The sequence below is a fragment of the Bacillus sp. FAU18 genome (assembly GCF_056033885.1).
Map to the genome: position 1 here is coordinate 878,485 of NZ_JBVYHZ010000003.1, position 25,567 is coordinate 904,051.

Below are 25,567 nucleotides of genomic sequence, written 5' to 3' on the forward strand. Positions count from 1 at the left end.
TGATTTTACAGGGATTTCCTGATTTCGACAGTTTTTCGGTCTGAGTGCAGTGCATATTTTTCCCACCCAAGGAGATACTTAACGTTGTACAGCAGCTCCTGTAGGGAGGGAAAAAAGTGTCGAGAAATAAAGTCGAAATCTGCGGGGTGGATACCTCCAAATTACCAGTACTCAAGAATGAAGAGATGAGAAAGCTGTTTAGGCAGCTGCAGGATGAAGGCGATGATTCAGCAAGAGAAAAGCTTGTAAACGGGAACTTGCGTCTTGTCTTAAGTGTCATTCAACGATTTAATAACAGAGGGGAGTATGTTGATGACTTATTTCAAGTCGGCTGCATCGGACTAATGAAATCCATTGATAATTTTGACCTAAGCCACAATGTTAAGTTTTCAACATACGCTGTACCTATGATTATCGGAGAGATCCGCAGGTATTTACGCGATAATAACCCGATCCGTGTATCAAGATCACTCCGGGACATCGCTTACAAGGCGCTTCAGGTAAGAGAGCGGTTAATCAGTGAGACAAGCAAGGAGCCGACTGCAGAAGACATCGCAAAAGTTCTTGAAGTACCGCATGAGGAAATTGTATTTGCGCTTGATGCCATCCAGGATCCGGTTTCTCTATTTGAACCGATCTATAACGACGGCGGAGACCCGATCTATGTGATGGACCAAATCAGTGATGAGCGCAATACAGATTCACAATGGATTGAAGAGCTGGCTTTAAAAGAGGGCATGAGAAGGCTGAACGATAGGGAAAAAATGATTTTGAGAAAGCGGTTCTTCCAAGGGAAAACCCAAATGGAAGTCGCCGAGGAAATCGGAATTTCTCAAGCGCAGGTGTCCAGACTTGAAAAAGCGGCTATCAAACAAATGAATAAAAATATTCTTCAATAATGAAAAGCCTTTAAAACGATGTTGTTTTAAAGGCTTTTCTATTGATTACGGATGGTTTACGTTTTGGAAAAAGTAAGGTATCCTAGTTCGTACAAAGTTTTATGAAAATTAAAACAATTATAAAAGGCAATAAAGAGGAGGACCACGATGATTTTGCAGCTTGACAATGTCTCACTAAAACGGAATGGGAAATGGATACTGAGAGATATTCATTGGAAGGTGGAAGAAAAGGAAAATTGGGTGCTTTACGGCCTAAATGGCGCCGGGAAGACAGCGCTGTTAAATATGCTTTGCTCATATTATTTTCCAACATCAGGCGAGATGCAGGTGCTTGGTCATGAATTTGGCAAAACAGAGCTTGGGGAAAAGCTCAGACGTAAAATTGGCCTCGTCTCAGCAGCTCTTCAGCAAAAATTGTATCCGGCAGATTCAGCCTTTGAAATTGCTTTGAGCGGAGCTTACGCTTCGATTGGGTTATATGAAACGCCAAGTAAGGAAACCAGGGAAAAAGCGATTGGTTTGTTAGAGGACTTGGGAGCAATTGAATATGCCGATCGCCGCTATGAAACCCTTTCTCAAGGGGAAAAACAAAGAGCGTTGATTGCTAGAGCACTAATGGCCGATCCGGAGTTGCTGATACTGGATGAACCAGTCACAGGGCTGGATTTTATTGCCCGGGAAAAGTTGTTAGATACGATTACATACATTGCAAACAAAGAAAATGCACCATCTATCCTTTATGTGACTCATCATGCTGAAGAAATTTTGCCTGTCTTTGATAAAGCCCTTTTATTAAAACAGGGAGAGGTCTTTGGATCCGGAGAAATAAAGGAAATGCTTACTGATCAAGTACTTTCCGCTTTTTTTGATACGCCAATCCATGTATTATGGAATCAGGATCGGCCGTTTTTAACAAGAGCTGAGCCGATAACGAATGCCTGACAAACATATATAGATTCATCCTAGGGGTGCTTTGCGAAGCTGAGAGAGACTTTGTCTCAACCCTTTTGACCTGATCTGGATCATGCCAGCGGAGGGAAGCGGTGAAAAGCGGAGTACATCGGACTCCGTTTGTTTTTATTAAGCCGTTTCATCACTTTTGAAACGGCTTTTTTGATTTTAAAGAATAGGAGCGGATTTACATTGGACCAACAAATAGACTCTTTGCAAAAAAAAGTGGAAGAACAAAAGGAGGAGCTTATTCAGCTTGCTAAAACACTGATTTCTTATCAAACACCCGCCCCGCCTGCAAGAAATACAGAGGGCATTCAGTCATGGATTGCGGGATTTTTAAATGAATTGGGATTCTCGATCGACAAATGGGATGTGTACCCTGGAGATCCCAATGTTGTAGGGAAGCTAAAGGGAACAGATTCAGCAGATTATTACAGCCTGATCATTAATGGTCATGTAGATGTGGCAGAGGTAAAAGAGGATGAAGGATGGGAGCACAATCCGTTTCATCCAATTGAAAAAAACGGTCTCTTAATCGGGCGAGGCGCTTCCGATATGAAGGGCGGAATGGCTTGTGTGCTGTTTGCTGTCAAATTAATTCGTGAAGCCGGCATTGAGCTTCCCGGTGATCTGATTCTGCAATCGGTTATTGGAGAGGAAGTTGGAGAAGCTGGCACACTTGAATGCTGCAAGAGGGGCTACCACGCTGATTTTGCAATTGTCGCGGATACGAGCGATATGCATATTCAAGGCCAAGGCGGTGTCATTACAGGCTGGATCGAAATCAAAAGCAGTCAAACATTTCATGATGGAACGAGACGGAATATGATCCACGCAGGCGGAGGAACATTCGGAGCAAGCGCAATTGAAAAAATGGCGAAAATCATTGCGGGGCTCGGTGAACTTGAGCGCCACTGGTCTATTATGAAAAGTTATCCCGGTTTTAAACCAGGCACAAATACGATTAACCCGGCTGTTATAGAAGGCGGCAGACATGCGGCTTTTATAGCGGACGAATGCCGGCTGTGGATCACAGTCCATTTTTATCCGAATGAAACCCATGACCAAGTGGCAGCGGAAATAGAAGATTACGTCAATCGGCTGAGTGACAGTGATATTTGGCTTAGGGAAAACCGCCCTGTATTCAAGTGGGGAGGCTCATCTATGATAGAAGACAGAGGAGAAATTTTTCCGGCATTGGAAGTTGACCCTGGCCACCCAGGCGTCTTAGAGCTAACTGCCTCTCATCAGAAAGTGAAACGGGAGTGTCCAATTATTGACGTTTCTCAATCAGTTACAGATGGCGGATGGCTGTATGATGCCGGTATTCCATGCGTAATATACGGTCCTGGAGATCTGCACAATGCACACTCTGTGAACGAGAAGGTATCGATTGAGCAGCTAGTAGAGTATACAAAAATTATACTCGATTTTATCATCAGCTGGTGCAGCCGGAAAAAAGCAATGACATGAAAATTTCTTCTTGCTGACAAGGTTCAGCCTGCCCGTTCATATACTTGAACAAAAGGACGGAAAAAGGACGTGATGGAATGATCAGCATTTCAGAATTTCAGGTAAAGGATGTCGTCAATGTCTCAAACGGAAAAAAGCTGGGGAGTATTGGTGATATTGATATCAATGTGACTACTGGAAAAATTCAGGCGATCATACTCGGAGGAAATGGGAAAGTTCTCGGATTTTTTGGAAAAGAAGAGGAATTGGTCATTCCATGGCGAAATATAGTAAAAATCGGGGAAGATGTAATCTTGGTCCGATTAAGTGAACCGCATGCATAAACCTGCTTGTCTGCCGCAGATTGGCAAATGCCGGAAGTCTCGATTCTTCCGGCACATTTCATTTAGAAATATGCAAATCGGCGCTCAACGAATGCAGTAAGATGTGGTAAAATAAGTGGGAAATTCCGCTTTTTTAAATGTTTGTCGAAAGGTTGGATCATCATGAATACATATCACCCATTCAGTCTTACCACACCCTCGACACTCATGATACAAGACTGGGCTCAAACGAATCAAAACAACAAAGAGGTCATTGCCGGATTTACGACAAAAAACGGCGGTGTCAGCCAAAAGCCTTTTGAATCGTTAAATACAGGATTGCACGTTCATGACAAAGATGCAGATGTAGTTAAAAATCGTGAATATATTGCCGATATGTTTAATACTGATTTGCAGTCTTGGGTATTCGCTGATCAGACACATGATAATCGCGTTCAGAAAGTGACGCAGAGGGATAGGGGAAAAGGCGCCCGTGAGTATCACACGGCTCTAAAAGCAACGGACGGGCTCTATACAAATGAAAAAAATGTATTTTTAGCATTATGCTTTGCTGATTGTGTGCCTCTTTTCTTTTATGATCCGGTTAAGTCGCTTGTCGGAGTCGCCCATGCCGGGTGGAAAGGCACCGTCAAACAGATTGGCAGAGAAATGGTGAAGCAATGGACTGAGAAGGAAGGTTCAAATCCCTCAGATATTTACGCTGTTATTGGCCCGTCTATCAGCGGTGCATGCTATACGGTAGACGACCGCGTCATGGATGCTGTCCGCGCATTGCCGGTTTCAGCAGACCTTGCCGTTAATCAGACGGCAAAGGCACAATATCAGCTTGATCTGAAAGAGCTGAACCGTCTTATACTGATGGACAGCGGTTTGGCAAGTGAACAAATTTCTGTCAGCGGTTTATGCACGGAAAGCGAGCCGTCTCTTTTCTATTCTCACCGCCGCGATCAGGGGAAAACTGGACGGATGATGTCCTTTATCGGAATGAAGGAGGCATAAAAGATCTTGCGTGTTGTTGATAATTTACGACATATAAACGAACGAATAAACGAAGCATGTAACAGATCGGGCCGCAGCTCCGATGAAGTTACGGTTATTGCAGTCACTAAATATGTATCGCCTGAAAGAGCACAGGAGGCAGTAGATGCTGGCATCACCTGCCTCGGAGAGAATCGGGATGCGGAACTGCTCCGCAAACAGGAATTGATAAAAGGGAATCCGGAATGGCATTTTATCGGCAGTCTGCAATCAAGAAAAGCAAAATCTGTCGTCAATTCGGTTTCCTATATCCATTCCCTAGACCGGCTCTCATTAGCGAAAGAAATTGAAAAACGGGCTGAAGGTACTGTACGATGCTTTGTGCAGGTCAATACCTCTCTTGAGCCTTCTAAACACGGCATGAAAAAAGAAGAAGTCATTCCATTCATACAGGAGCTTTCCGGTTTCGAACATATCCTTGTTGCCGGGCTGATGACAATGGCTCCGCTGACTGATGATCAAGATCAGATCAGAAGCTGTTTCAGGTCGCTGAGAGAACTCCGTGACCAGGTTCAGAAGCTGAACCAGCCGAACGCTCCGTGTACTGAACTGTCGATGGGCATGTCAAATGATTTTGAAATTGCAATTGAAGAAGGAGCTACTTATATTAGAATCGGCTCATCGTTAGTCGGAAATGAAACAGGGGGTGTACAGCAATGAGTATGAAAAATAAACTGAAAAACTTTTTCTCAATGGAAGATGAAGAATACGAATATGAATATATTGAGACAGAGCGGGAATCTCATGAGGAGCATGAGCAAAAAGAAAAGCCGCCTTACAACGGGAATAAACCAGCGGGCAAACAGAATGTAGTGAGCTTGCAAAGTGTTCAGAAATCCTCTAAAGTGGTGTTGAGTGAGCCGCGCGTTTATGCGGAGGCGCAGGAAATAGCCGACCATTTGAAGAACCGGCGGGCAGTTGTCGTCAATCTTCAGCGGATACAGCATGACCAGGCGAAGCGGATTGTTGACTTTTTAAGCGGAACCGTTTATGCCATTGGCGGCGATATTCAAAGAATCGGCTCAGATATTTTCCTCTGCACGCCTGACAACGTAGATGTATCAGGCACAATTTCTGAGCTCATATCTGAAGACGAACATCAGAGGTGGTAAAGCGAGATGATCCTTTATCAAGTTTTTTCGGTTTTAAACTTATTAATCACAATATACTCATTTGCCCTGATCATATATATTTTTATGTCATGGGTGCCGAGTACGAGGGAAACAGCAGTCGGGCGTTTTTTGGCTTCGATTTGTGAACCATATCTCGAACCATTCAGAAAAATCATTCCTCCGATTGCAATGCTGGATATTTCACCAATCGTAGCAATACTTGTGCTTCGGTTTGCGACAACCGGCTTGTGGGGACTTTATCGCATGATTGCGTTTTAATGTGACAGTTTGATAGGGGCTTGGCAGCAGCCAAGCCTCTTTACATAGAAGGGAAAGACGATGAGCGATATATATCAGCACTTCAGAAAAGACGAGCGGGCCTTTATTGACCAGGCGCTCGAATGGAAAAGAATTGTCCAGGAGCAGTACCGGATGAAGCTGACCGACTTTTTAGACCCCCGAGAGCAGGTCATCCTCTCTGCTGTTACGGGACAGGCTGATGTCGGGCTTGCTTTTTCCGGCGGCTATGACAGAGCGGAGCGAAAACGGGCGATTCTGTATCCAGAGTACATTACTCCGGAAGAATCGGATTTTGAACTGCAGGCGTTTAACGTCCGTTATGCTGACAAGTTTGTCTCAGTAGATCATCGTTCTCTGCTTGGTGCATTAATGGGCATAGGATTAAAGCGGCAAAAATTCGGTGACATCGTGTTTTCTGAGACAGCAGTGCAATTGATTGTCTCAGCCGATACCGCTGATTTTGTGGCTGCACAGCTGACCCAAGCAGGCAAAGCGGCGGTCAGCCTAGAGAAAATCGACTTGTCAGACCTTAACATTCCAGCAGTGGATGTCGAAATAAGAGATGACACGGTTTCTTCTTTAAGGCTTGACGCCGTCTGCGCCTCTATGAGCAGGCAATCCCGCCAGAAATCACAGACGCTTGTGAAAAACGGCCTTGTGAAAGTGAACTGGAAGGTGGTTGAAGATCCTTCATACATAGTCGCGGAAGGGGACATGCTGTCAATCAGAGGTTTTGGCCGGTGCAGCTTAACAAAAATCGAAGGGAAAACCAAAAAAGACAAATGGAGAGTTACGTTTGAACGACAAAAATAGTCGGTTTTTCAGTTTTTTTCTCCATCTGTGCGAAATTTGTTTTATAATGTGAACTAGATAACCGTACTGAAATGTAAAAATGGAGGTGGCATCATGCCATTAACGCCAAATGATATTCACAACAAGACGTTTACAAAAAGTTTTCGCGGATATGATGAAGATGAAGTAAATGAATTCCTAGCCCAAGTCAGAAAAGATTACGAAATTGTTCTCCGCAAGAAAACTGAGCTTGAAGCGAAAGTCAATGAGCTTGATGAAAGAATCGGACACTTTGCCAATATTGAGGAAACATTGAATAAATCCATTTTAGTTGCTCAAGAAGCGGCTGAAGACGTAAAACGCAATTCTCAAAAAGAGGCAAAGCTGATCGTTCGGGAAGCGGAGAAAAACGCTGATCGCATTATCAACGAATCGTTATCAAAATCAAGAAAAATTGCAATGGAAATTGAAGAGCTGAAAAAACAGTCTAAAGTGTTCAGAACACGTTTCCAAATGCTGATTGAAGCGCAGCTTGATCTTCTGAAAAATGACGATTGGGATCATCTCCTTGAGTATGAAGTCGACGCTGTATTTGAGGAAAAGGAATAAATTCTCTGATTATCTTGACATTTTCTTAGCATGTCGAATATAATACGTTCATAAATTCAGATGAAAAAACGGTTGAAAGGGACAGTCATGTTTCCTTCAGGCCTTCATAGCGACCCGGAGATGGTGAGAGTCCGGGATGGCCGGAATCATGTAGATCAGCCCTTTAGTTTCCTTGCTGAACTCACAGTAGGTTAGGACGTTCATCACGTTACGATGCTCAAGAGGAAAAAGTGTATGCTTGCTTTTTCTAAAAGGGTGGTACCGCGAGATAAGCTTTCTCGTCCCTTATGGGATGAGAGGGCTTTTTTTATTTTCTGAAAAAATGCAGTGGAGGAATGAAAATGGATTTTAAAGACACGCTCTTAATGCCGAAAACAGATTTCCCGATGCGTGGAAATTTGCCAAACCGTGAGCCTGACATTCAAAAAAAATGGGAGGAAGAAGATATCTACCGTCTTGTTCAGGAACGGACGAAAGACCGCCCGAAATTTGTTTTACACGACGGACCTCCGTATGCAAACGGCGACATCCATATGGGCCATGCGCTTAACAAGATTTTGAAAGACTTCATTGTCCGCTATAAATCAATGAGCGGCTACAACGCACCGTATGTGCCGGGCTGGGATACACACGGATTGCCAATTGAAACAGCTCTGACAAAAAACAAAAAGGTCAACCGCAAAGAAATGTCAGTAGCGGAATTCCGCAAACTATGCGAAGAGTACGCTTGGAAGCAAATCGAGGGACAGCGTGAGCAATTCAAACGTCTTGGTGTCCGCGGTGACTGGGAAAACCCATATGTGACATTAAAACCGGAATACGAAGCGCAGCAAATCCGCGTATTTGGTGAAATGGCAAAACGAGGCTACATTTACAAAGGCCTTAAACCGGTTAACTGGTCACCTTCAAGTGAGTCTGCTCTGGCTGAAGCCGAGATCGAATATCAAGACAAACGTTCAGCATCTATTTACGTCGCTTTTGGTGTAAAAGACGGAAAAGGCGTTCTTGAAAACGGTGAGCGCATCATCATTTGGACAACAACGCCTTGGACAATTCCGGCGAACCTCGGAATCTCAGTGCACCCTGATCTTGAGTACAGCGTGATTGCAGTAGGTGAAGACCGCTTTGTCGTAGCAAGTGCCTTAGTCGAAAATGTTGCATCGGCATGCGGATTTGATCAGTATGAAGTGACAAGAACGGTCAAAGGGAAAGACCTTGAGAACATTATCGCTGAACACCCGCTATATGGCAGAGACTCTCTCGTTATGCTTGGTGAACACGTAACAACTGATGCCGGAACAGGCTGTGTTCATACAGCTCCAGGACATGGGGAAGATGACTTTATCATCGGCCAAAAATACGGTTTAGATGTGCTTTGCCCGGTCGATGAAAAAGGTGTAATGACAAGCGAAGCTCCTGGCTTTGAAGGCATGTTTTATGATGATGCAAACAAAGCGATCACACAGCAGCTTGATGAAAAAGGCGCACTTGTGAAGCTTGAATTCATTACTCACTCTTATCCGCATGATTGGAGAACAAAAAAACCAACCATTTTCAGAGCGACAGCGCAATGGTTTGCGTCTATTAAAGATTTCAGATCAGACCTGCTGGATGCCATTAAAGAAACCAAATGGGTTCCTGAATGGGGCGAGCAGCGTTTGCACAACATGGTTCGGGACCGCGGAGACTGGTGTATTTCCAGACAGCGTGCGTGGGGTGTGCCGATTCCGGTATTTTACGCTGAAAACGGAGAACCGATTATTACAGATGAAACCATTGAACATGTTTCTGAATTGTTCAGACAGCACGGATCAAACATTTGGTTTGAAAAAGAAGCAAAGGATCTTCTTCCGGAAGGCTTTACGCATCCTGGCAGCCCGAACGGCACATTTACAAAAGAACAGGATATCATGGATGTTTGGTTTGATTCAGGCTCTTCACATCAAGCAGTGCTTGAAGAACGTGAAGACCTCGTTCGCCCGGCTGATTTATACCTAGAGGGATCTGACCAATATCGCGGCTGGTTTAACTCTTCTCTTTCTACAGCAGTAGCCGTAACAGGGAAAGCGCCGTATAAAGGTGTGCTCAGCCATGGGTTCGCACTGGATGGAGAAGGACGCAAGATGAGTAAATCAATCGGTAACGTTGTTGTTCCGGCTAAAGTCATGAAACAGCTTGGTGCCGACATCTTAAGATTATGGGTATCTTCAGTGGATTATCAGGCGGACGTTCGCGTGTCTGACGCCATTCTAAAGCAGGTTGCGGAAGTATATCGTAAAATCCGCAACACGTTCCGTTTCCTACACGGCAACCTTTTCGATTTTGATCCAAAAACAAATGCGGTGGCTGTCGAAGATCTTCGTGAAGTCGATCAGTATATGCTGATTAAGCTGAACAAGCTGATTGATAAAGTGAAAAAAGCGTATGATGAGTACGAATTTGCGGTTGTGTATCATAGCATTCATAATTTCTGCACAATCGAATTGAGCTCATTCTACCTTGATTTTGCAAAAGATATTGTCTACATCGAGCATGCGGATCATCCGGATAGACGCAGCATGCAGACAGTATTCTACGAAACGCTTCTTGCATTAGTGAAGCTTTCAGCGCCTATCCTTCCACATACGGCAGACGAATTGTGGTCTCATTTAACATTTGTTGAAGAGCAGAGCGTTCAGCTGACCGATATGCCGGAAACAATCGCGGTTCCAAACAGTGAAGCGACTGAAGAAAAATTTGACCGCTTTATGGCTCTTCGTGATGACGTGCTAAAAGCATTAGAAACTGCGCGAAATGAAAAAATTATCGGTAAATCTTTGGAAGCAAACCTGAAATTGTATCCAAACAAAGAAAACAAAGAGCTCTTGGCTTCCATAAAAGAAAACCTTTCTCAGCTGTTTATTGTGTCTGAACTGACAATCAGCGAAGAAAATGATGCGCCGAACGATGCGCAAAGCTTTGCGACGGGTAAAATCGCTGTCGAGAAAGCGGAAGGCGAAATGTGTGAGAGATCACGTGTGATTTCAAAAGATGTAGGTGCAAATCCGAAATATCCTACACTTTCATTACGCAACGCTGAAATCGTTGAAAAATACTATCAAAAATAATGAAAAGGGCCCGGCGTAAAAGCCGGGCTTTTTTTGTGCCAAGAGTGACATCCTTTAGAACGGCAGGAAAAATCTTATGGGCTTTAGATCATCATTCATAGGCAACAATAAAGGTACTACGTTAAGAGCAGGAGTTGTGAAGAATGAATGATCAACTGACCGCAATTTATACGGAACTTCTTCTGATGAAAGAAGAATTACAGTCTAGATTATTTGAGTATTCTTGCTTTCAGGTTTCTACAAGCCCGCAAGCAGCAATCAATCATAAACAAAAAGCAACTCTGATCTATCACATTAAAGAAGAGCTTCAAGACGTTCTCCTTGCATTGTCAAAAATCGAAAGCGGCACATTCGGATACTGTGAAGAAACCGGGGCCCCCATTCCTCTTGCAAAGCTGGCGGTGCTGCCGACGGCCCGAACAGCAAACGATTTTCTTTATTCTGTCCAATTTGAGAAAAAAACGCTTCCAATATGGAAATCAACGGATATCGAATATGGTCAGGCACTGTATGAATAACAGTGTCTGGCCGGTTAATATGCCTGATATTTCTTTACTCCAGTGCTTTTTATTGATAAAATGCATAATGGATTAAAGTAACCGTAAACTGGAGGAACGTTTGTGCTGTATTATATGATTGCACTACTTATTATTGCAGCCGATCAATTGACAAAATGGCTAGTTGTTAAGAACATGGAACTTGGCCAAAGCATTCCGATCATTGATCAGGTATTCTATATCACCTCCCATCGCAATACGGGTGCTGCATGGGGGATATTAGCGGGTCAGATGTGGTTTTTCTACCTCATAACAACCGCTGTTATTATTGGTATTGTTTATTACATACAGCGTTATACAAAAGGACAAAGGCTTCTTGGCGTTGCCCTCGGACTTATGCTTGGCGGTGCCATCGGCAACTTTATCGATCGGGCTGTCAGACAGGAAGTTGTGGATTTTATCCATGTTATTATTGTCAATTACAATTACCCGATATTTAACATCGCGGACTCTTCACTATGTGTCGGCGTAATGCTTTTATTTATACAAATGCTGTTGGACAGCGGGAAAAAGAAAAAGGAGCAATAGCATGAATCAAATTGATATAACCGCTTCAGAAGAACAAAAAAGTGAGCGGATTGATAAATTTTTGGCATCGACTGAGAATGATTGGTCAAGAACCCAGGTTCAGCAATGGGTAAAAGACGGACAGGTTGTCGTGAACGGAAGCGCGGTGAAAGCGAATTATAAAATTCAGCCGGGTGATCAGGTGACCGTCACTGTACCCGAACCGGAAGCGCTCGACGTCCTGGCAGAGCCTATGGATCTGGATATTTATTATGAGGACCAGGATGTGCTGGTCGTCAACAAACCTCGCGGAATGGTTGTTCACCCAGCACCCGGGCATCTTACGGGCACACTTGTAAACGGCCTTATGGCTCATTGCACGGACCTTTCCGGTATAAATGGCGTGATGCGTCCGGGCATTGTTCACAGAATCGATAAGGACACGTCCGGGTTATTAATGGTGGCGAAAAATGATATGGCACACGAGTCACTCGTAAACCAATTGGTCAACAAAACGGTCACCCGAAAATATACGGCCGTTGTCCACGGGCTTATTTCTCACGATGACGGAACAATTGATGCGCCGATCGGACGAGATAAGAAAGACCGTCAAAGCATGACTGTGACACGTGATGGCAAAAGCGCTGTCACTCATTTTCATGTGCTTGAGCGTTTTCAGGATTTTACGTTAGTGGAATGCCAGCTTGAAACAGGGAGAACCCATCAAATTCGTGTTCATATGAAATATATCGGATTCCCATTAGCAGGCGATCCGAAATACGGCCCAAGAAAAACAATCGACTTTAATGGCCAAGCGCTTCACGCGGGAGTTTTAGGTTTTGACCATCCGCGAACAGGAGAATATGTCGAATTTGAAGCGCCGCTTCCTGAGGATATGGCAGAATTAATCGAAAACCTCAGAAAAAACGGTTGACAGCGTGTTTCTTTTCTGAAATAATAAACGAAGCTGAATAGATTCTTTAAAACAGTCCAGAGAGGCTGAGAAGGATAACGGATAGACGGGATGCGTGTATATGCGCGCACCTTGTCCTAAAACCCCTCTATGCTCTGGCAGGAGGGTTTTTTTCTTCTATATGAACTGTGAGGTGTCACACATTGAATCAAAAAGCTGTCATTCTCGACGAACAGGCAATCAGACGGGCGCTGACCAGGATTGCTCACGAAATGATCGAACGCAATAAAGGAATGAATAACTGCATTCTTGTCGGCATTAAGACCAGAGGGATTTACCTGGCAAAACGCCTTGCGGAACGCATTGAACAGATTGAGGGAAATCCTGTTACAGTCGGTGAAATTGATATTACTCTTTACAGAGACGATCTTTCTAAAAAAACGAGCAACGATGAACCGCTTGTAAAAGGTGCAGATATTCCGGTAGATATTACAGATCAAAAAGTCATTCTCGTTGATGATGTTCTGTATACCGGAAGAACAGTCAGAGCAGGAATGGATGCGCTTGTTGATGTAGGCAGACCTTCCTCCATTCAGCTTGCAGTGCTTGTGGACAGAGGACACCGGGAGCTGCCGATCCGAGCGGATTATATCGGGAAAAACATCCCGACATCAAAGTCAGAAAAGGTTATGGTTCAGCTTGATGAGGTAGACCAAAACGATCTCGTCGCCATTTATGAAAACGAATAATAGATCACCTTTTTAAGGGCAATCCAGTGAGGTTGCAAAGAGGTGCACAACAAAGGCCCAAAAAGGATTCGGCAGGTCTTTGTATGCCTCTTTGCGTAAAAAAGCAAAGAGGTTTTTTTATTCAGTCATTGAGTCATCCTAAAATGAAAGTCAACAATCAGGGGGAAATCATCATGAGTAAGAAAAAAGTAAATTTAGGGGTCAGGGATGTCCCGACACCTTTCTCTTGGGTTTCATTCAGCCTTCAGCATTTGTTTGCCATGTTTGGCTCAACCATTTTGGTTCCGAAGCTCGTCGGAATGAGTCCTGCTGTGGCGTTGGTGACAAGCGGCATCGGAACACTGGCGTACCTTCTTATTACGAAAGGGCAAATTCCGGCGTATCTCGGTTCGTCCTTCGCCTTTATTTCTCCGATCATTCTGGTAAAAGCGACCGGCGGGCCGGGAGCGGCAATGGTTGGAGCGTTTCTTGCAGGGCTGGTGTACGGGCTGATTGCCTTATTGATTAGGCAGCTTGGAACAGGATGGCTGATGAAGATTCTCCCGCCTGTAGTCGTAGGGCCTGTTATTATCGTCATCGGGCTGGGACTGGCAAGCACTGCGGTAAACATGGCGATGTATGCTGATCCGAACGCGAGTGAGTTGGTCTACAGCTTAAAGCACTTTAGTGTCGCAGGAGTTACGCTGGCAATCACGATCATTTGTGCGATTTTCTTACGAGGATTTTTAAGCCTGATTCCGGTTCTGATCGGAATCATCGGCGGATACCTGTTCGCCCTTACTCAAGGGATTGTTAACTTCCAGCCGGTGCTTGACGCGAAATGGTTCGCAGTGCCTGAATTTATTATTCCGTTCAAAGATTATTCACCGTCAGTTACACTCGGCATCGCAGCCGCAATGGTTCCTGTCGCATTTGTCACAATGTCAGAGCATATCGGCCACCAAATGGTGCTGAGCAAGGTTGTCGGACAAGATTTCATTAAAAAGCCAGGTCTTCATCGCTCTATTATGGGTGACAGTGTGGCGACAATCCTCGCTTCCCTGATCGGCGGTCCGCCGACAACGACTTACGGAGAAAACATTGGCGTGCTGGCCATCACAAGAGTATTCAGCGTCTTTGTCATCGGAGGAGCGGCAGTGATTGCTTGTTGCTTCGGCTTTATCGGCAAAATTTCAGCGCTGATCAGTTCAGTGCCGTCAGCGGTCATGGGAGGCGTCTCCTTCCTGCTGTTCGGAATCATTGCTTCAAGCGGCCTGCGAATGCTGATTGACAACAAAATTGATTATGAAAACAACAGAAACCTCATTATTACATCAGTTATCCTTGTCATCGGTGTAGGAGGCGCTTTTATCCAAGTGTCTCAAGGCGGATTCCAAGTGTCAGGAATGGCGCTTGCCGCAATTGTCGGTGTCATCTTAAACCTGATTCTTCCGCAGGCGAAGGAAGAGCAGGCAGACACATCTGAACAACATCATATTTAAAACCTTTTAATGAAAGTCCAGAGAGGCTTGGAAGGGTTATGAAGAGAAGGAAGCTTCAATGCTGCCCTCTATTTAACCATACCCCGAGTCTATCTTAGACCGGGGTTTTTTTTCAGCCTTAAGTTGAAAAGAGAGGGGAAAGAACATGAAGCATTTAACGACGATGAGTGAACTTAGCACTGAGGAAATCAAAGATTTGCTTCAAACAGCACAAGAGCTCAAAAGCGGAAAAACAGACAATCAGCTTACAGGAAAGTTTGCCGCAAACCTGTTTTTCGAACCGAGCACGAGAACGCGGTTCAGCTTTGAGGTCGCAGAAAAAAAGCTGGGCATGAATGTGCTCAACCTTGATGGAACAAGCACAAGCGTGCAAAAAGGCGAAACCTTATATGACACGATCCGGACGCTCGAATCAATCGGTGTGGACGTCTGCGTCATCAGGCACAGTGAGGATGAGTATTATGAAGAGCTTGTCAGCCAGGTGAACATTCCGATTCTGAATGCGGGAGACGGGTGCGGCCAGCATCCAACACAATCACTGCTTGATTTAATGACGATTTATGAAGAGTTCAATACGTTCAAAGGGCTTACCGTCTCCATTCACGGCGACATCAAGCATAGCAGAGTGGCAAGGTCAAATGCGGAAGTGTTGACAAGATTGGGTGCCCGGGTCCTATTTTCCGGCCCTTCGGAATGGCAGGATGAAGAAAATACATTCGGCACGTATGTCTCAATGGATGAAGCAGTTGAGTCTTCCGATGTTGTCATGCTGCTGCGCATTCAAAATGAACGGCATCAGTCCGCTGTCAGCCAGGAAGGCTATTTAAACAAATACGGCTTGACCGTAGAACGGGCTGAGCGTATGAAGCGGCATGCGATCATCATGCATCCTGCTCCGGTAAACAGAGGAGTGGAGATTGATGACAGCTTAGTAGAAAGCGAAAAATCAAGAATCTTCAAGCAAATGCAAAATGGCGTATTTATCAGAATGGCAGTGATACAGCGTGCCTTACAAACCAATGTGAAAAGAGGAGAAGCAGCGTATGTCATATCTCATTAAAAACGGCTGGATACTAAACGAAAATGGTGAAAAAACACAAGCGGATATCCGAGTGACTGGAGAAACCATCACCGCAATCGGCAAGCTTGATGCAACGGATAATGAAACGGTAATTGATGCAAAAGGTTTGCTCGTTTCACCTGGGTTTGTTGATCTCCACGTGCATTTCAGAGAGCCGGGCGGAGAGAAAAAAGAAACTATTGAAACCGGGGCAAAAGCAGCGGCACGCGGCGGCTATACTACAGTAGCAGCAATGCCGAATACGCGGCCGGTTCCTGATACAAAGGAGCAGATGGAATGGGTGCAAAACAGAATTAAAGAAACATCATGCGTCAGAGTTCTTCCATATGCATCCATTACGATCAGACAAATCGGCGATGAAATGACAAACTTTGAAGCGTTAAAAGAAGCCGGGGCATTTGCTTTTACAGATGACGGCGTTGGTATACAGACAGCAGGAATGATGTATGAAGCGATGAAACGGGCAGCCGCAATTGACAAAGCGATTGTTGCACATTGCGAGGACAACTCCTTAATTTACGGAGGGAGCGTACATGAGGGGACATTCTCCAAAGCGAACGGGCTAAACGGCATTCCTTCTGTGTGTGAATCGGTTCATATTGCTCGCGATGTGCTGCTGGCTGAGGCGGCAAACTGCCATTATCATGTATGCCATATCAGCACGAAAGAATCTGTCAGAGTTGTACGCGATGCGAAAAAAGCGGGAATCAGAGTGACAGCAGAAGTATCGCCGCATCATTTGCTGCTTTGTGATGAGGACATCCCGGGGCTGGACACAAACTATAAAATGAATCCTCCGCTCCGCAGCCCAGAAGACAGAGCTGCTTTAATTGAAGGTCTTTTAGACGGAACAATTGATTTTATCGCAACAGACCATGCACCGCATACGGAAGAAGAGAAGAACACAGAAATAAAGCTGGCGCCATTCGGAATTGTCGGCTTAGAAACAGCATTCCCGCTTCTTTACACACACTTTGTCAAAAATGGCAAATGGTCGCTGAAGCAGTTGATTGACTACATGACAATCAAGCCATGCGAAGCGTTCGGTCTCCCATATGGAACATTACAAACGGGGCAAGTTGCGGACATTACGTTAATCGATTTAGAAAAAGAAGCAGTTATAGACAAAGAGACATTTTTATCAAAAGGAAAAAATACACCATTCAACGGCATCAGCTGCACCGGCTGGCCGGTCGCTACAATTGCGGCAGGGAAGCTTGCTTATGAAGAGGGGAGACTTGTCAAATGAAGAGACGATTAGTACTGGAAAACGGAGCGGTATTCGAGGGAGAAGCCTTTGGAAGCTTAGAACACAACATGGGAGAAGTCGTTTTTAATACTGGGATGACAGGCTATCAGGAAATTTTATCTGATCCTTCTTACTGCGGACAGATCGTAACATTAACATACCCGCTTATCGGAAATTACGGCATTAACCGTGATGATTTTGAATCCATTACCCCTTTTGTCAAAGGGCTGATCATCAAAGAATTATGTGAGCTGCCTTCCAACTGGCGTTCAGCATACACCTTAGACGAGTATTTAAAAATGAAAAATATTCCCGGACTCCAGGGGATTGATACAAGGAAGCTGACAAGAATGATCCGCACGGCAGGCGCGCTAAAAGGAACATTCGCTTCATCTGATGAAGATATCGAAGCAGTGCTGAAAAGACTGAACGAAACGGAATTGCCAAGAAATCAAGTATCCCAAGTATCAGCAAAAACAGCATATCCGAGCCCGGGAAGAGGCAAACGCATCGTCTTGGTTGACTTCGGCATGAAACACGGGATTCTAAGAGAGCTGAACAAACGGAAATGTGACGTCATCGTTGTGCCTTACAACATTACAGCGGAAGAGGTGCTTCAGCTGAAACCGGACGGTATCATGCTTTCTAACGGACCTGGAGACCCAAAGGATGTGCCTGAAGCGATTGAAATGATTAAAGGTGTTCTTGGAAAAGTGCCATTATTCGGAATATGTCTTGGCCACCAATTATTCGCGCTGGCGTGCGGGGCGAATACCGAAAAAATGAAATTCGGCCACAGGGGCTCAAACCACCCGGTAAAAGAGCTGGCTACAGGAAAAGTTGCCTTAACATCTCAAAACCATGGATATACAGTTTCGTCTATCAGTAAAACAGAACTGGAAGTGACGCATATCGCAATTAACGACGATACGATTGAAGGGCTGAAGCATAAAACATTGCCGGCATTTACGGTTCAATATCATCCCGAAGCCTCACCTGGTCCTGAGGATGCCAACCACCTATTTGACAGATTCATCGAAATGATCGAAACAACAGAGAAAGAAGGGGAAGCGGTATGCCAAAACGCGTAGACATTAACAAAATTTTAGTAATCGGATCTGGACCGATCATCATCGGCCAAGCAGCAGAATTCGACTATGCGGGAACACAAGCCTGTCTTGCTTTGAAAGAAGAAGGTTATGAAGTCATCCTTGTCAACTCAAACCCTGCCACGATCATGACAGATACAGAAATGGCTGACCGGGTTTATATCGAACCGCTCACACCTGAATTCCTGACAAGAATCATCAGAAAAGAGCGACCAGATGCCATTCTTCCTACACTCGGAGGCCAAACCGGTTTGAATCTTGCGGTTGAGCTTTCTGAAAGAGGTGTTCTGGCAGAATGCGGCGTCGAAGTGCTTGGCACAAAACTGTCTGCAATTCAGCAAGCTGAAGACCGTGACTTGTTCAGAACATTAATGAATGAACTGAATGAACCGGTGCCTGAAAGTGAGATTATCCACTCCCTTGAAGAAGCAGAAAAATTCGTCAGTCAAATTGGATTCCCTGTCATTGTCCGCCCGGCATATACATTAGGCGGAACAGGCGGAGGCATCTGCTCGAATGAGACAGAGTTAAAAGAAATCGTTGAGAACGGCTTGAAATTAAGCCCGGTACACCAATGTCTGCTTGAAAAAAGCATCGCCGGCTATAAAGAAATCGAGTATGAAGTCATGAGAGACAGCCAGGATCACGCCATTGTCGTTTGTAACATGGAAAACATTGATCCGGTTGGAATCCATACTGGAGACAGTATTGTTGTCGCGCCGAGCCAAACGCTCAGCGATCGCGAATATCAGCTCTTGCGGAATGTATCGTTAAAACTGATTCGCGCGCTTGGAATCGAAGGCGGATGTAACGTGCAGCTCGCTTTAGACCCAGACAGCTTCCAATATTACATTATTGAAGTAAATCCGCGTGTCAGCCGTTCATCTGCCCTTGCATCAAAAGCAACGGGATACCCGATTGCAAAGCTCGCTGCTAAAATTGCAGTCGGCCTTTCATTAGATGAAATGATGAACCCGGTGACAGGAAAAACATACGCAGCATTTGAACCTGCTCTTGACTATGTCGTATCCAAAATTCCGCGCTGGCCGTTTGATAAGTTTGAATCAGCAAACAGAAAGCTTGGCACGCAAATGAAAGCGACAGGTGAGGTCATGGCAATCGGCCGCACGCTTGAAGAGTCATTGCTGAAGGCAGTGCGATCACTGGAAGCGGATGTGTATCATCTTGAATTGAAGGACGCCGCTGACATTTCAGATGAGCTTCTTGAAAAGCGAATTAAAAAGGCCGGTGATGAACGCTTATTCTACTTAGCTGAAGCGTACAGAAGAGGCTACACGGTAGAAGACCTCCATGAATTTTCCGCTATCGATGTCTTCTTCTTGCATAAGCTGTTCGGAATCGTACAGTTTGAAAAAGAATTGAAGGCCAATGCGGGCAATACGGATGTGCTGAGACGGGCAAAAGAACTCGGCTTCTCTGATCAGTACATTAGCCGCGAGTGGAAAATGAAAGAATCTGAGCTTTACAGCTTGAGACAACAAGCGGGGATTGCGCCGGTATTCAAAATGGTAGATACATGTGCGGCGGAATTTGAGTCAGAAACGCCATACTTCTATAGCACATATGAAGAAGAAAATGAATCTGTCGTTACAGATAAGAAAAGTGTGATGGTGCTTGGTTCGGGTCCGATTCGAATCGGTCAGGGTGTCGAGTTCGACTATGCGACGGTTCACTCTGTATGGGCAATTAAACAAGCAGGCTATGAAGCCATTATTGTCAATAACAACCCGGAAACCGTTTCAACAGACTTCAGCATCTCAGACAAGCTGTATTTTGAACCGCTTACGATTGAAGATGTTATGCACATCATTGACCTCGAACAGCCAATGGGCGTTGTCGTACAATTTGGCGGACAAACTGCGATTAACCTTGCTGACGAGCTTTCTGCACGCGGAGTGAAAATCCTTGGAACTTCATTAGAAGATTTAGACCGTGCAGAAGACCGGGATAAATTTGAACAAGCGCTTGGAGAACTTGGTGTTCCTCAGCCGCTTGGCAAAACAGCGACATCAGTTGATCAGGCGGTAAGCATCGCAAGTGATATCGGTTACCCGGTATTGGTACGCCCTTCCTATGTACTTGGCGGCCGGGCGATGGAGATTGTGTATCATGAAGAAGAGCTGCTTCATTACATGAAAAACGCAGTTAAAATCAATCCACAGCACCCTGTATTAATTGATAGATACTTGACTGGAAAAGAAATTGAAGTCGATGCAGTATCGGATGGTGAAACAGTCGTCATTCCGGGAATTATGGAGCACATTGAACGTGCGGGCGTTCACTCCGGAGACTCAATCGCTGTTTATCCGCCTCAGTCTCTCACAGAGGACATTAAGAAAAAAATTGAACAATACACGATCGCATTAGCTAAAGGGCTGAATATTGTCGGTTTGCTCAATATTCAATTCGTCTTGTCGCAAGGCGAGGTGTACGTGCTAGAAGTGAACCCGAGATCAAGCAGAACCGTACCGTTTTTAAGCAAAATTACGGGTATCCCAATGGCAAATCTCGCAACTAAAATCATTCTTGGTCAAAAGCTGGCTGCGTTTGGCTATACAGAGGGCCTTCAGCCTGAACAGCAAGGTGTATTTGTAAAAGCGCCGGTCTTCTCCTTTGCCAAGCTGAGAAGAGTGGACATTACGTTAGGGCCTGAAATGAAATCAACAGGTGAAGTCATGGGGAAAGATTCGACACTTGAAAAGGCGCTCTACAAAGCCTTGATTGCTTCAGGTATTCAAATCCCGAACTACGGTTCCGTGCTTTTAACAGTAGCTGATAAGGACAAAGAAGAAGGGCTTGCCATTGCTAAGCGGTTCCACGCAATCGGCTACAACATTTTAGCGACGGAAGGAACGGCAGGCTACCTGAAAGAAGCTTCCATTCCAGCAAAGGTCGTCGGAAAAATCGGTCAGGATGGCCCGAACTTGCTTGACGTCATCAGAAACGGAGAAGCGCAGTTTGTCATCAATACGCTGACAAAAGGAAAGCAGCCGGCAAGAGATGGTTTTAGAATCAGACGTGAATCAGTAGAAAATGGTGTTGCCTGCCTAACATCTTTAGATACGGCAGAGGCGATATTGCGAGTGCTGGAAAGCATGACATTCCGTGCTGATCAAATGCCGGCAGTCAACACAAATCAGGAGGCGGCAGTCACTATATGAAAAAAGCGTATTTGACAGTATGTTCTAACCAGCAAATTGCAGACCGGGTGTATCAAATGGTTCTGAAAGGGGAGCTTGTCCAAGGGTTTACAACCCCTGGACAGTTCCTTCATCTTAAAGTGAGCGAAGCGATTACGCCTCTTTTGAGAAGACCAATCAGCATCGCAGACGTCAACTTTGAAAAAAATGAAGTCACCATCATTTATCGGGTAGATGGGGAAGGGACAAGACTCTTGTCACTGAAGCAGCAGGGAGAACTTGTGGATGTCCTCGGGCCTTTGGGAAATGGCTTTCCTGTTAATGAAGTTCAACCCGGAAAGACGGCTTTGCTGGTAGGAGGCGGAGTAGGTGTGCCGCCTCTCCAAGAGCTGTCGAAACGCTTGAATGAAAAAGGGGTTAATGTCATCCACGTTTTAGGATTCCAATCGGCAAAGGATGTTTTTTACGAGGAAGAATGCCGGCAGTATGGAGACACGTATGTGGCAACAGCTGACGGAAGCTACGGGGAAACCGGATTTGTCACAGATGTGATTAAACGGAAAAATCTAGAGTTTGATATCCTCCTCAGCTGCGGGCCGACACCGATGCTCAAGGCGTTAAAACAGGAATATGCCCATAAAGAAGTATATCTGTCGATGGAGGAACGAATGGGCTGCGGAATCGGCGCATGCTTCGCGTGTGTGTGCCATACAAACGAAAGTGAGACATCCTATGTAAAAGTATGTCTCGACGGGCCTGTATTTAAAGCTCAGGAGGTGGCGCTGTAATGCTAGAGGTGAAATTGCCGGGACTTGATTTGAAAAACCCAATCATTCCTGCATCAGGCTGCTTCGGTTTTGGAAAAGAATTTTCACGTTTTTATGATTTGTCTTGTCTTGGAGCCATCATGATTAAGGCTACGACAAAGGAGCCACGCTTTGGGAACCCGACGCCGCGGGTAGCTGAGACTGGTGCTGGAATGCTCAATGCGATCGGTCTCCAAAATCCGGGGCTGGATAGCGTGTTGCATAATGAGCTGCCGTGGCTTGAGCAGTTTGATATGCCGATCATTGCCAATGTCGCAGGTTCTCAAGTCGAGGATTATGTTGAAGTCGCAGAGCATATCAGCAAAGCGCCTAATGTTCATGCTCTTGAATTAAATATTTCCTGCCCGAATGTGAAAACAGGCGGAATCGCTTTTGGCACGAATCCTGAGATGGCTGCCGATTTGACAAAAGCGGTGAAAGAGGTTTCGGATGTACCCGTTTATGTGAAGCTTTCCCCGAACGTGGCTAATATCACAGAAATTGCATTAGCGATCGAGGAAGCGGGAGCGGACGGTCTTACGATGATCAACACACTAATCGGCATGAGACTCGATTTAAAAACTGGCAAACCGATATTAGCGAATAAAACAGGGGGACTTTCAGGCCCTGCTGTGAAGTCGGTTGCCATTCGCATGGTGTATGAAGTCAGCCAGGCGGTCAACATCCCGATTATCGGAATGGGAGGCGTGCAGACGGCTGAAGATGCCCTGGAATTTCTTCTCGCGGGAGCAAGCGCAGTCGCTGTCGGAACAGCAAACTTCGTGAATCCTTTTGCATGTCCAGAGATTATTGAACAGCTCCCATCTGTTTTGCGCCAATACGGCTATCAATCAATTGAAGAATGCATCGGAAGGAGCTGGAATCATGAAAAACAACCTGCCCATCATCGCGCTTGATTTTGCATCAGCTGAAGAAACACTTGCGTTCTTAGCGCCTTTTCAGCAAGAACCGTTATTTGTAAAGGTTGGAATGGAGCTTTTTTATCAAGAAGGGCCATCGATCGTGAAACAATTAAAAGAAAGAAACTGCGAGCTGTTTTTAGATCTCAAGCTTCATGACATCCCGACTACTGTAAACAAAGCGATGAAGCGCCTTGCCAGTCTTGGAGTAGACCTCGTCAATGTTCATGCGGCCGGGGGCAAAAAAATGATGCAGGCAGCTCTCGAAGGCTTAGAAGAAGGTACGCCGACTGGAAAAAAACGTCCGTCACTTATCGCGGTAACCCAGCTGACAAGCACATCTGAACAAATCATGAAAGATGAACTGCTGATTGAAAAGTCTCTGATTGATACGGTTGTGCACTACAGCAAACAGGCGGAAGAAAGCGGACTGGATGGAGTGGTCTGCTCTGTTCATGAAGCAAAAGCCATTTACCAAGCGGTGTCGCCTTCATTTCTGACTGTCACTCCGGGGATCAGAATGTCAGAGGACGCTGCGAATGACCAAGTCCGCGTAGCGACGCCTGCCATTGCAAGAGAGAAAGGTTCATCAGCGATTGTAGTAGGACGCTCGATTACAAAAGCGGAAGACCCGGTAAAAGCCTATAAGGCTGTCAGACTTGAATGGGAGGGAATCAAATCTTGAAACAAATCATCGCAAAACATCTATTAGACATCCAAGCTGTATTTTTACGCCCGAACGAGCCGTTCACATGGGCAAGCGGCATTTTATCACCAATCTACTGTGACAACCGCCTTACGCTATCTTTCCCAGAGGTCAGAAACGAAGTTGCCTCAGGTATCAGCAAGCTTGTCAAAGAGCATTTTCCTGAAGCTGAAATGATTGCGGGAACAGCAACTGCCGGTATTCCTCATGCTGCTCTTGCGGCTGACCGTTTGAATCTTCCGATGTGTTATGTGAGGAGCAAGCCGAAGGCGCACGGAAAAGGCAATCAGATTGAGGGAGCTGTGCAAGAAGGGCAAAAAACAGTCGTCATTGAAGACTTAATTTCCACAGGAGGCAGCGTGCTTGAAGCTTGTGCAGCTCTACAAGCGGCCGGCTGTGAAGTGCTTGGTGTCGTCTCAATCTTTACGTACGGACTTCCAAAAGCGGAGGAAGCCTTCGCAAAGGCAGAACTGCCATACTACTCATTAACTGATTATGATACGCTCACAGAGGTCGCGCTTGAAAACGGAAATATTCATTCAGATGATCTAAAAAAGCTGCAAACATGGAAACGAAATCCCGAGTCAAAAGATTGGTTTAAAAAATAAAAAATAAATTCAAATGATGTAAAGAGGCTTCAAAGCCTTGCTGTACTTGAAAACAGGCTATGAGGCCTGTTTTTTTATTAATCCTATAAAAAAAGTCGGGTTGACTTATGTTAGAATTGTGCTAAAATTTACTACAAATCTAAAAACTTATCAAGAGCGGCTGAGGGACTGGACCTATGAAGCCCGGCAACCTGCATAGTTTGTAAGGTGCTACTTCCAGCAAAATGAATTCCATTTTGAAAGATAAGGGCTGCATGCTGTTCCTGTCTTTCTTTCCGCCGGATTGAAAGTTTTTTATTTTAAGAGGTAAAAAGGCTATCTGTATATCAGCAGCCGCGAATCACATTACATGGGAAAAGACAACCGGCAGAAAGCTACTGTTTGTTTGTCTCCGAAAGGAGGAAAGAAGAAATGTTAACGTATGATAATTGGGAAGAACCAACGATTACATTTCCGGAAGACGATCCTTATAAAGGAGCGCTGTCAGTTTTAAAATGGGCATACGGCCATTACGGCAATCAGCTTGTTTATGCCTGCAGTTTCGGAATTGAGGGAATCGTTCTGATTGACTTAATTTATAAAGTGAAAAAAGACGCAGAGATTGTGTTTCTTGATACAGGACTTCATTTTAAAGAAACCTATGAAACAATTGAACGAGTGAAAGAGCGTTATCCGGGTCTTAATATCATCCTGAAAAAACCAGACCTCACCCTTGAGGAACAAGCCGAAGAACATGGTGACAAGCTGTGGGAAAGAGAGCCGAATCAGTGTTGCTATCTTAGAAAGGTCGTTCCTTTAAGAGAGGCGCTTTCAGGACATCCAGCCTGGCTTTCCGGCCTGCGCCGTGATCAAGGGCCAAGCCGTGCCAATACGAATTTCTTAAACAAAGATGAAAAATTCAAGTCAGTAAAAGTTTGCCCGCTTATCCATTGGACTTGGAAAGACATTTGGAGATACACATCCCGGAATGAACTGGACTACAATCCGCTTCATGACCAAGGATATCCAAGTATTGGCTGTGCGCCTTGCACTGCTCCCGCTTTTACAGCAGAGGATTTGCGCTCAGGCAGATGGAATGGTATGGCGAAAACAGAATGCGGACTGCATGAATAA

25 protein-coding genes, 2 riboswitches and 1 other annotated feature are annotated in these 25,567 nt (G+C 45.1%); all 25 genes read left to right on the forward strand.

Features of this window, described 5'->3' with window-relative positions; genetic code table 11:
* Positions 1 to 116: 116 nt before the first annotated feature.
* The 25 genes from sigG (at position 117) to AC0OMU_RS05000 (ending at position 25,567) form a co-directional block, all read left to right on the forward strand.
* Positions 117 to 899: an RNA polymerase sporulation sigma factor SigG gene (gene sigG, locus AC0OMU_RS04880; RefSeq protein ID WP_474240940.1), complete on the forward strand. Its 783-nt coding sequence runs from the start codon at positions 117 to 119 to the stop codon at positions 897 to 899.
* A 147-nt stretch (positions 900 to 1,046) separates the two neighbouring features.
* Positions 1,047 to 1,841, forward strand: coding sequence for an ABC transporter ATP-binding protein (locus tag AC0OMU_RS04885; RefSeq protein WP_014479731.1), 795 nt, complete (start codon positions 1,047 to 1,049; stop codon positions 1,839 to 1,841).
* 12 nt (positions 1,842 to 1,853) lie between these two features.
* Positions 1,854 to 1,955: riboswitch (TPP riboswitch) on the forward strand.
* Between the two features lie 87 nt (positions 1,956 to 2,042).
* Entirely contained in the window at positions 2,043 to 3,326 is a 1,284-nt protein-coding gene (gene ylmB / locus AC0OMU_RS04890) for an N-formyl-4-amino-5-aminomethyl-2-methylpyrimidine deformylase (protein WP_474240941.1), read from the forward strand.
* Positions 3,327 to 3,403: 77 nt separating this feature from the next.
* Positions 3,404 to 3,649, forward strand: coding sequence for a YlmC/YmxH family sporulation protein (locus AC0OMU_RS04895; RefSeq protein WP_003232153.1), 246 nt, complete (start codon positions 3,404 to 3,406; stop codon positions 3,647 to 3,649).
* Positions 3,650 to 3,811: 162 nt separating this feature from the next.
* Positions 3,812 to 4,648: a peptidoglycan editing factor PgeF gene (pgeF, locus tag AC0OMU_RS04900; protein ID WP_015483207.1), complete on the forward strand. Its 837-nt coding sequence runs from the start codon at positions 3,812 to 3,814 to the stop codon at positions 4,646 to 4,648.
* Between the two features lie 6 nt (positions 4,649 to 4,654).
* Positions 4,655 to 5,347, forward strand: coding sequence for a YggS family pyridoxal phosphate-dependent enzyme (locus AC0OMU_RS04905; protein ID WP_014476752.1), 693 nt, complete (start codon positions 4,655 to 4,657; stop codon positions 5,345 to 5,347).
* Positions 5,344 to 5,799, forward strand: coding sequence for a cell division protein SepF (gene sepF, locus AC0OMU_RS04910; protein ID WP_015483208.1), 456 nt, complete (start codon positions 5,344 to 5,346; stop codon positions 5,797 to 5,799). Before AC0OMU_RS04905 ends, sepF begins: the two co-directional genes overlap by 4 nt.
* A 6-nt stretch (positions 5,800 to 5,805) precedes the next feature.
* Positions 5,806 to 6,078 carry a YggT family protein gene (locus AC0OMU_RS04915; protein ID WP_014479736.1) on the forward strand — a complete coding sequence of 91 codons (273 nt, stop codon included), beginning with the start codon at positions 5,806 to 5,808 and terminating at the stop codon, positions 6,076 to 6,078.
* Between the two features lie 60 nt (positions 6,079 to 6,138).
* A complete protein-coding gene (locus AC0OMU_RS04920; protein ID WP_015383612.1) occupies positions 6,139 to 6,912 on the forward strand; it encodes a YlmH family RNA-binding protein in 774 nt (257 codons plus the stop codon).
* A gap of 93 nt (positions 6,913 to 7,005) precedes the next feature.
* The gene (divIVA, locus tag AC0OMU_RS04925) at positions 7,006 to 7,500 is read left to right on the forward strand and encodes a septum site-determining protein DivIVA (RefSeq protein WP_003221468.1); all 495 of its coding nucleotides are present in this window, start codon (positions 7,006 to 7,008) and stop codon (positions 7,498 to 7,500) included.
* Between the two features lie 62 nt (positions 7,501 to 7,562).
* Positions 7,563 to 7,789: a binding site (T-box leader), on the forward strand.
* 52 nt (positions 7,790 to 7,841) lie between these two features.
* A complete protein-coding gene (gene ileS, locus AC0OMU_RS04930) occupies positions 7,842 to 10,607 on the forward strand; it encodes an isoleucine--tRNA ligase (protein WP_015483209.1) in 2,766 nt (921 codons plus the stop codon).
* Positions 10,608 to 10,750: 143 nt separating this feature from the next.
* A complete protein-coding gene (gene ylyA, locus AC0OMU_RS04935) occupies positions 10,751 to 11,125 on the forward strand; it encodes a sporulation-related RNA polymerase-binding protein YlyA (RefSeq protein WP_015383614.1) in 375 nt (124 codons plus the stop codon).
* Between the two features lie 102 nt (positions 11,126 to 11,227).
* Complete coding sequence (lspA, locus tag AC0OMU_RS04940; RefSeq protein ID WP_003245047.1) at positions 11,228 to 11,692, forward strand: signal peptidase II; 465 nt, start codon at positions 11,228 to 11,230, stop codon at positions 11,690 to 11,692.
* A 1-nt stretch (position 11,693) separates the two neighbouring features.
* Positions 11,694 to 12,605, forward strand: a complete 912-nt coding sequence (locus AC0OMU_RS04945) for an RluA family pseudouridine synthase (protein ID WP_015383615.1) — start codon at positions 11,694 to 11,696, stop codon at positions 12,603 to 12,605.
* A gap of 182 nt (positions 12,606 to 12,787) precedes the next feature.
* A complete protein-coding gene (pyrR, locus tag AC0OMU_RS04950) occupies positions 12,788 to 13,333 on the forward strand; it encodes a bifunctional pyrimidine operon transcriptional regulator/uracil phosphoribosyltransferase (RefSeq protein WP_003232127.1) in 546 nt (181 codons plus the stop codon).
* A gap of 173 nt (positions 13,334 to 13,506) precedes the next feature.
* Positions 13,507 to 14,814, forward strand: a complete 1,308-nt coding sequence (gene pyrP / locus AC0OMU_RS04955) for a uracil permease PyrP (protein ID WP_015483210.1) — start codon at positions 13,507 to 13,509, stop codon at positions 14,812 to 14,814.
* A gap of 145 nt (positions 14,815 to 14,959) precedes the next feature.
* The gene (locus AC0OMU_RS04960) at positions 14,960 to 15,874 is read left to right on the forward strand and encodes an aspartate carbamoyltransferase catalytic subunit (protein WP_015383617.1); all 915 of its coding nucleotides are present in this window, start codon (positions 14,960 to 14,962) and stop codon (positions 15,872 to 15,874) included.
* Positions 15,858 to 17,144 (forward strand): dihydroorotase, encoded by a 1,287-nt coding sequence (locus AC0OMU_RS04965; protein ID WP_474240942.1) that lies wholly within the window; start codon positions 15,858 to 15,860, stop codon positions 17,142 to 17,144. The genes AC0OMU_RS04960 and AC0OMU_RS04965 overlap by 17 nt, the downstream gene beginning before the upstream one ends.
* A complete protein-coding gene (locus AC0OMU_RS04970) occupies positions 17,141 to 18,235 on the forward strand; it encodes a carbamoyl phosphate synthase small subunit (protein ID WP_003232115.1) in 1,095 nt (364 codons plus the stop codon). Before AC0OMU_RS04965 ends, AC0OMU_RS04970 begins: the two co-directional genes overlap by 4 nt.
* Positions 18,220 to 21,435 (forward strand): carbamoyl-phosphate synthase (glutamine-hydrolyzing) large subunit, encoded by a 3,216-nt coding sequence (carB, locus tag AC0OMU_RS04975; protein ID WP_327830092.1) that lies wholly within the window; start codon positions 18,220 to 18,222, stop codon positions 21,433 to 21,435. Before AC0OMU_RS04970 ends, carB begins: the two co-directional genes overlap by 16 nt.
* Positions 21,432 to 22,202 (forward strand): dihydroorotate oxidase B electron transfer subunit, encoded by a 771-nt coding sequence (gene pyrK / locus AC0OMU_RS04980; protein ID WP_015383619.1) that lies wholly within the window; start codon positions 21,432 to 21,434, stop codon positions 22,200 to 22,202. The genes carB and pyrK overlap by 4 nt, the downstream gene beginning before the upstream one ends.
* Positions 22,202 to 23,137 carry a dihydroorotate dehydrogenase gene (locus AC0OMU_RS04985; protein WP_181219127.1) on the forward strand — a complete coding sequence of 312 codons (936 nt, stop codon included), beginning with the start codon at positions 22,202 to 22,204 and terminating at the stop codon, positions 23,135 to 23,137. The genes pyrK and AC0OMU_RS04985 overlap by 1 nt, the downstream gene beginning before the upstream one ends.
* Positions 23,106 to 23,825 (forward strand): orotidine-5'-phosphate decarboxylase, encoded by a 720-nt coding sequence (gene pyrF, locus AC0OMU_RS04990; RefSeq protein WP_181219129.1) that lies wholly within the window; start codon positions 23,106 to 23,108, stop codon positions 23,823 to 23,825. The genes AC0OMU_RS04985 and pyrF overlap by 32 nt, the downstream gene beginning before the upstream one ends.
* Positions 23,822 to 24,454, forward strand: coding sequence for an orotate phosphoribosyltransferase (gene pyrE, locus AC0OMU_RS04995; protein ID WP_322839610.1), 633 nt, complete (start codon positions 23,822 to 23,824; stop codon positions 24,452 to 24,454). Before pyrF ends, pyrE begins: the two co-directional genes overlap by 4 nt.
* 144 nt (positions 24,455 to 24,598) lie before the next feature.
* Positions 24,599 to 24,704: riboswitch (SAM riboswitch) on the forward strand.
* Positions 24,705 to 24,865: 161 nt separating this feature from the next.
* The gene (locus AC0OMU_RS05000; protein ID WP_003221498.1) at positions 24,866 to 25,567 is read left to right on the forward strand and encodes a phosphoadenylyl-sulfate reductase; all 702 of its coding nucleotides are present in this window, start codon (positions 24,866 to 24,868) and stop codon (positions 25,565 to 25,567) included.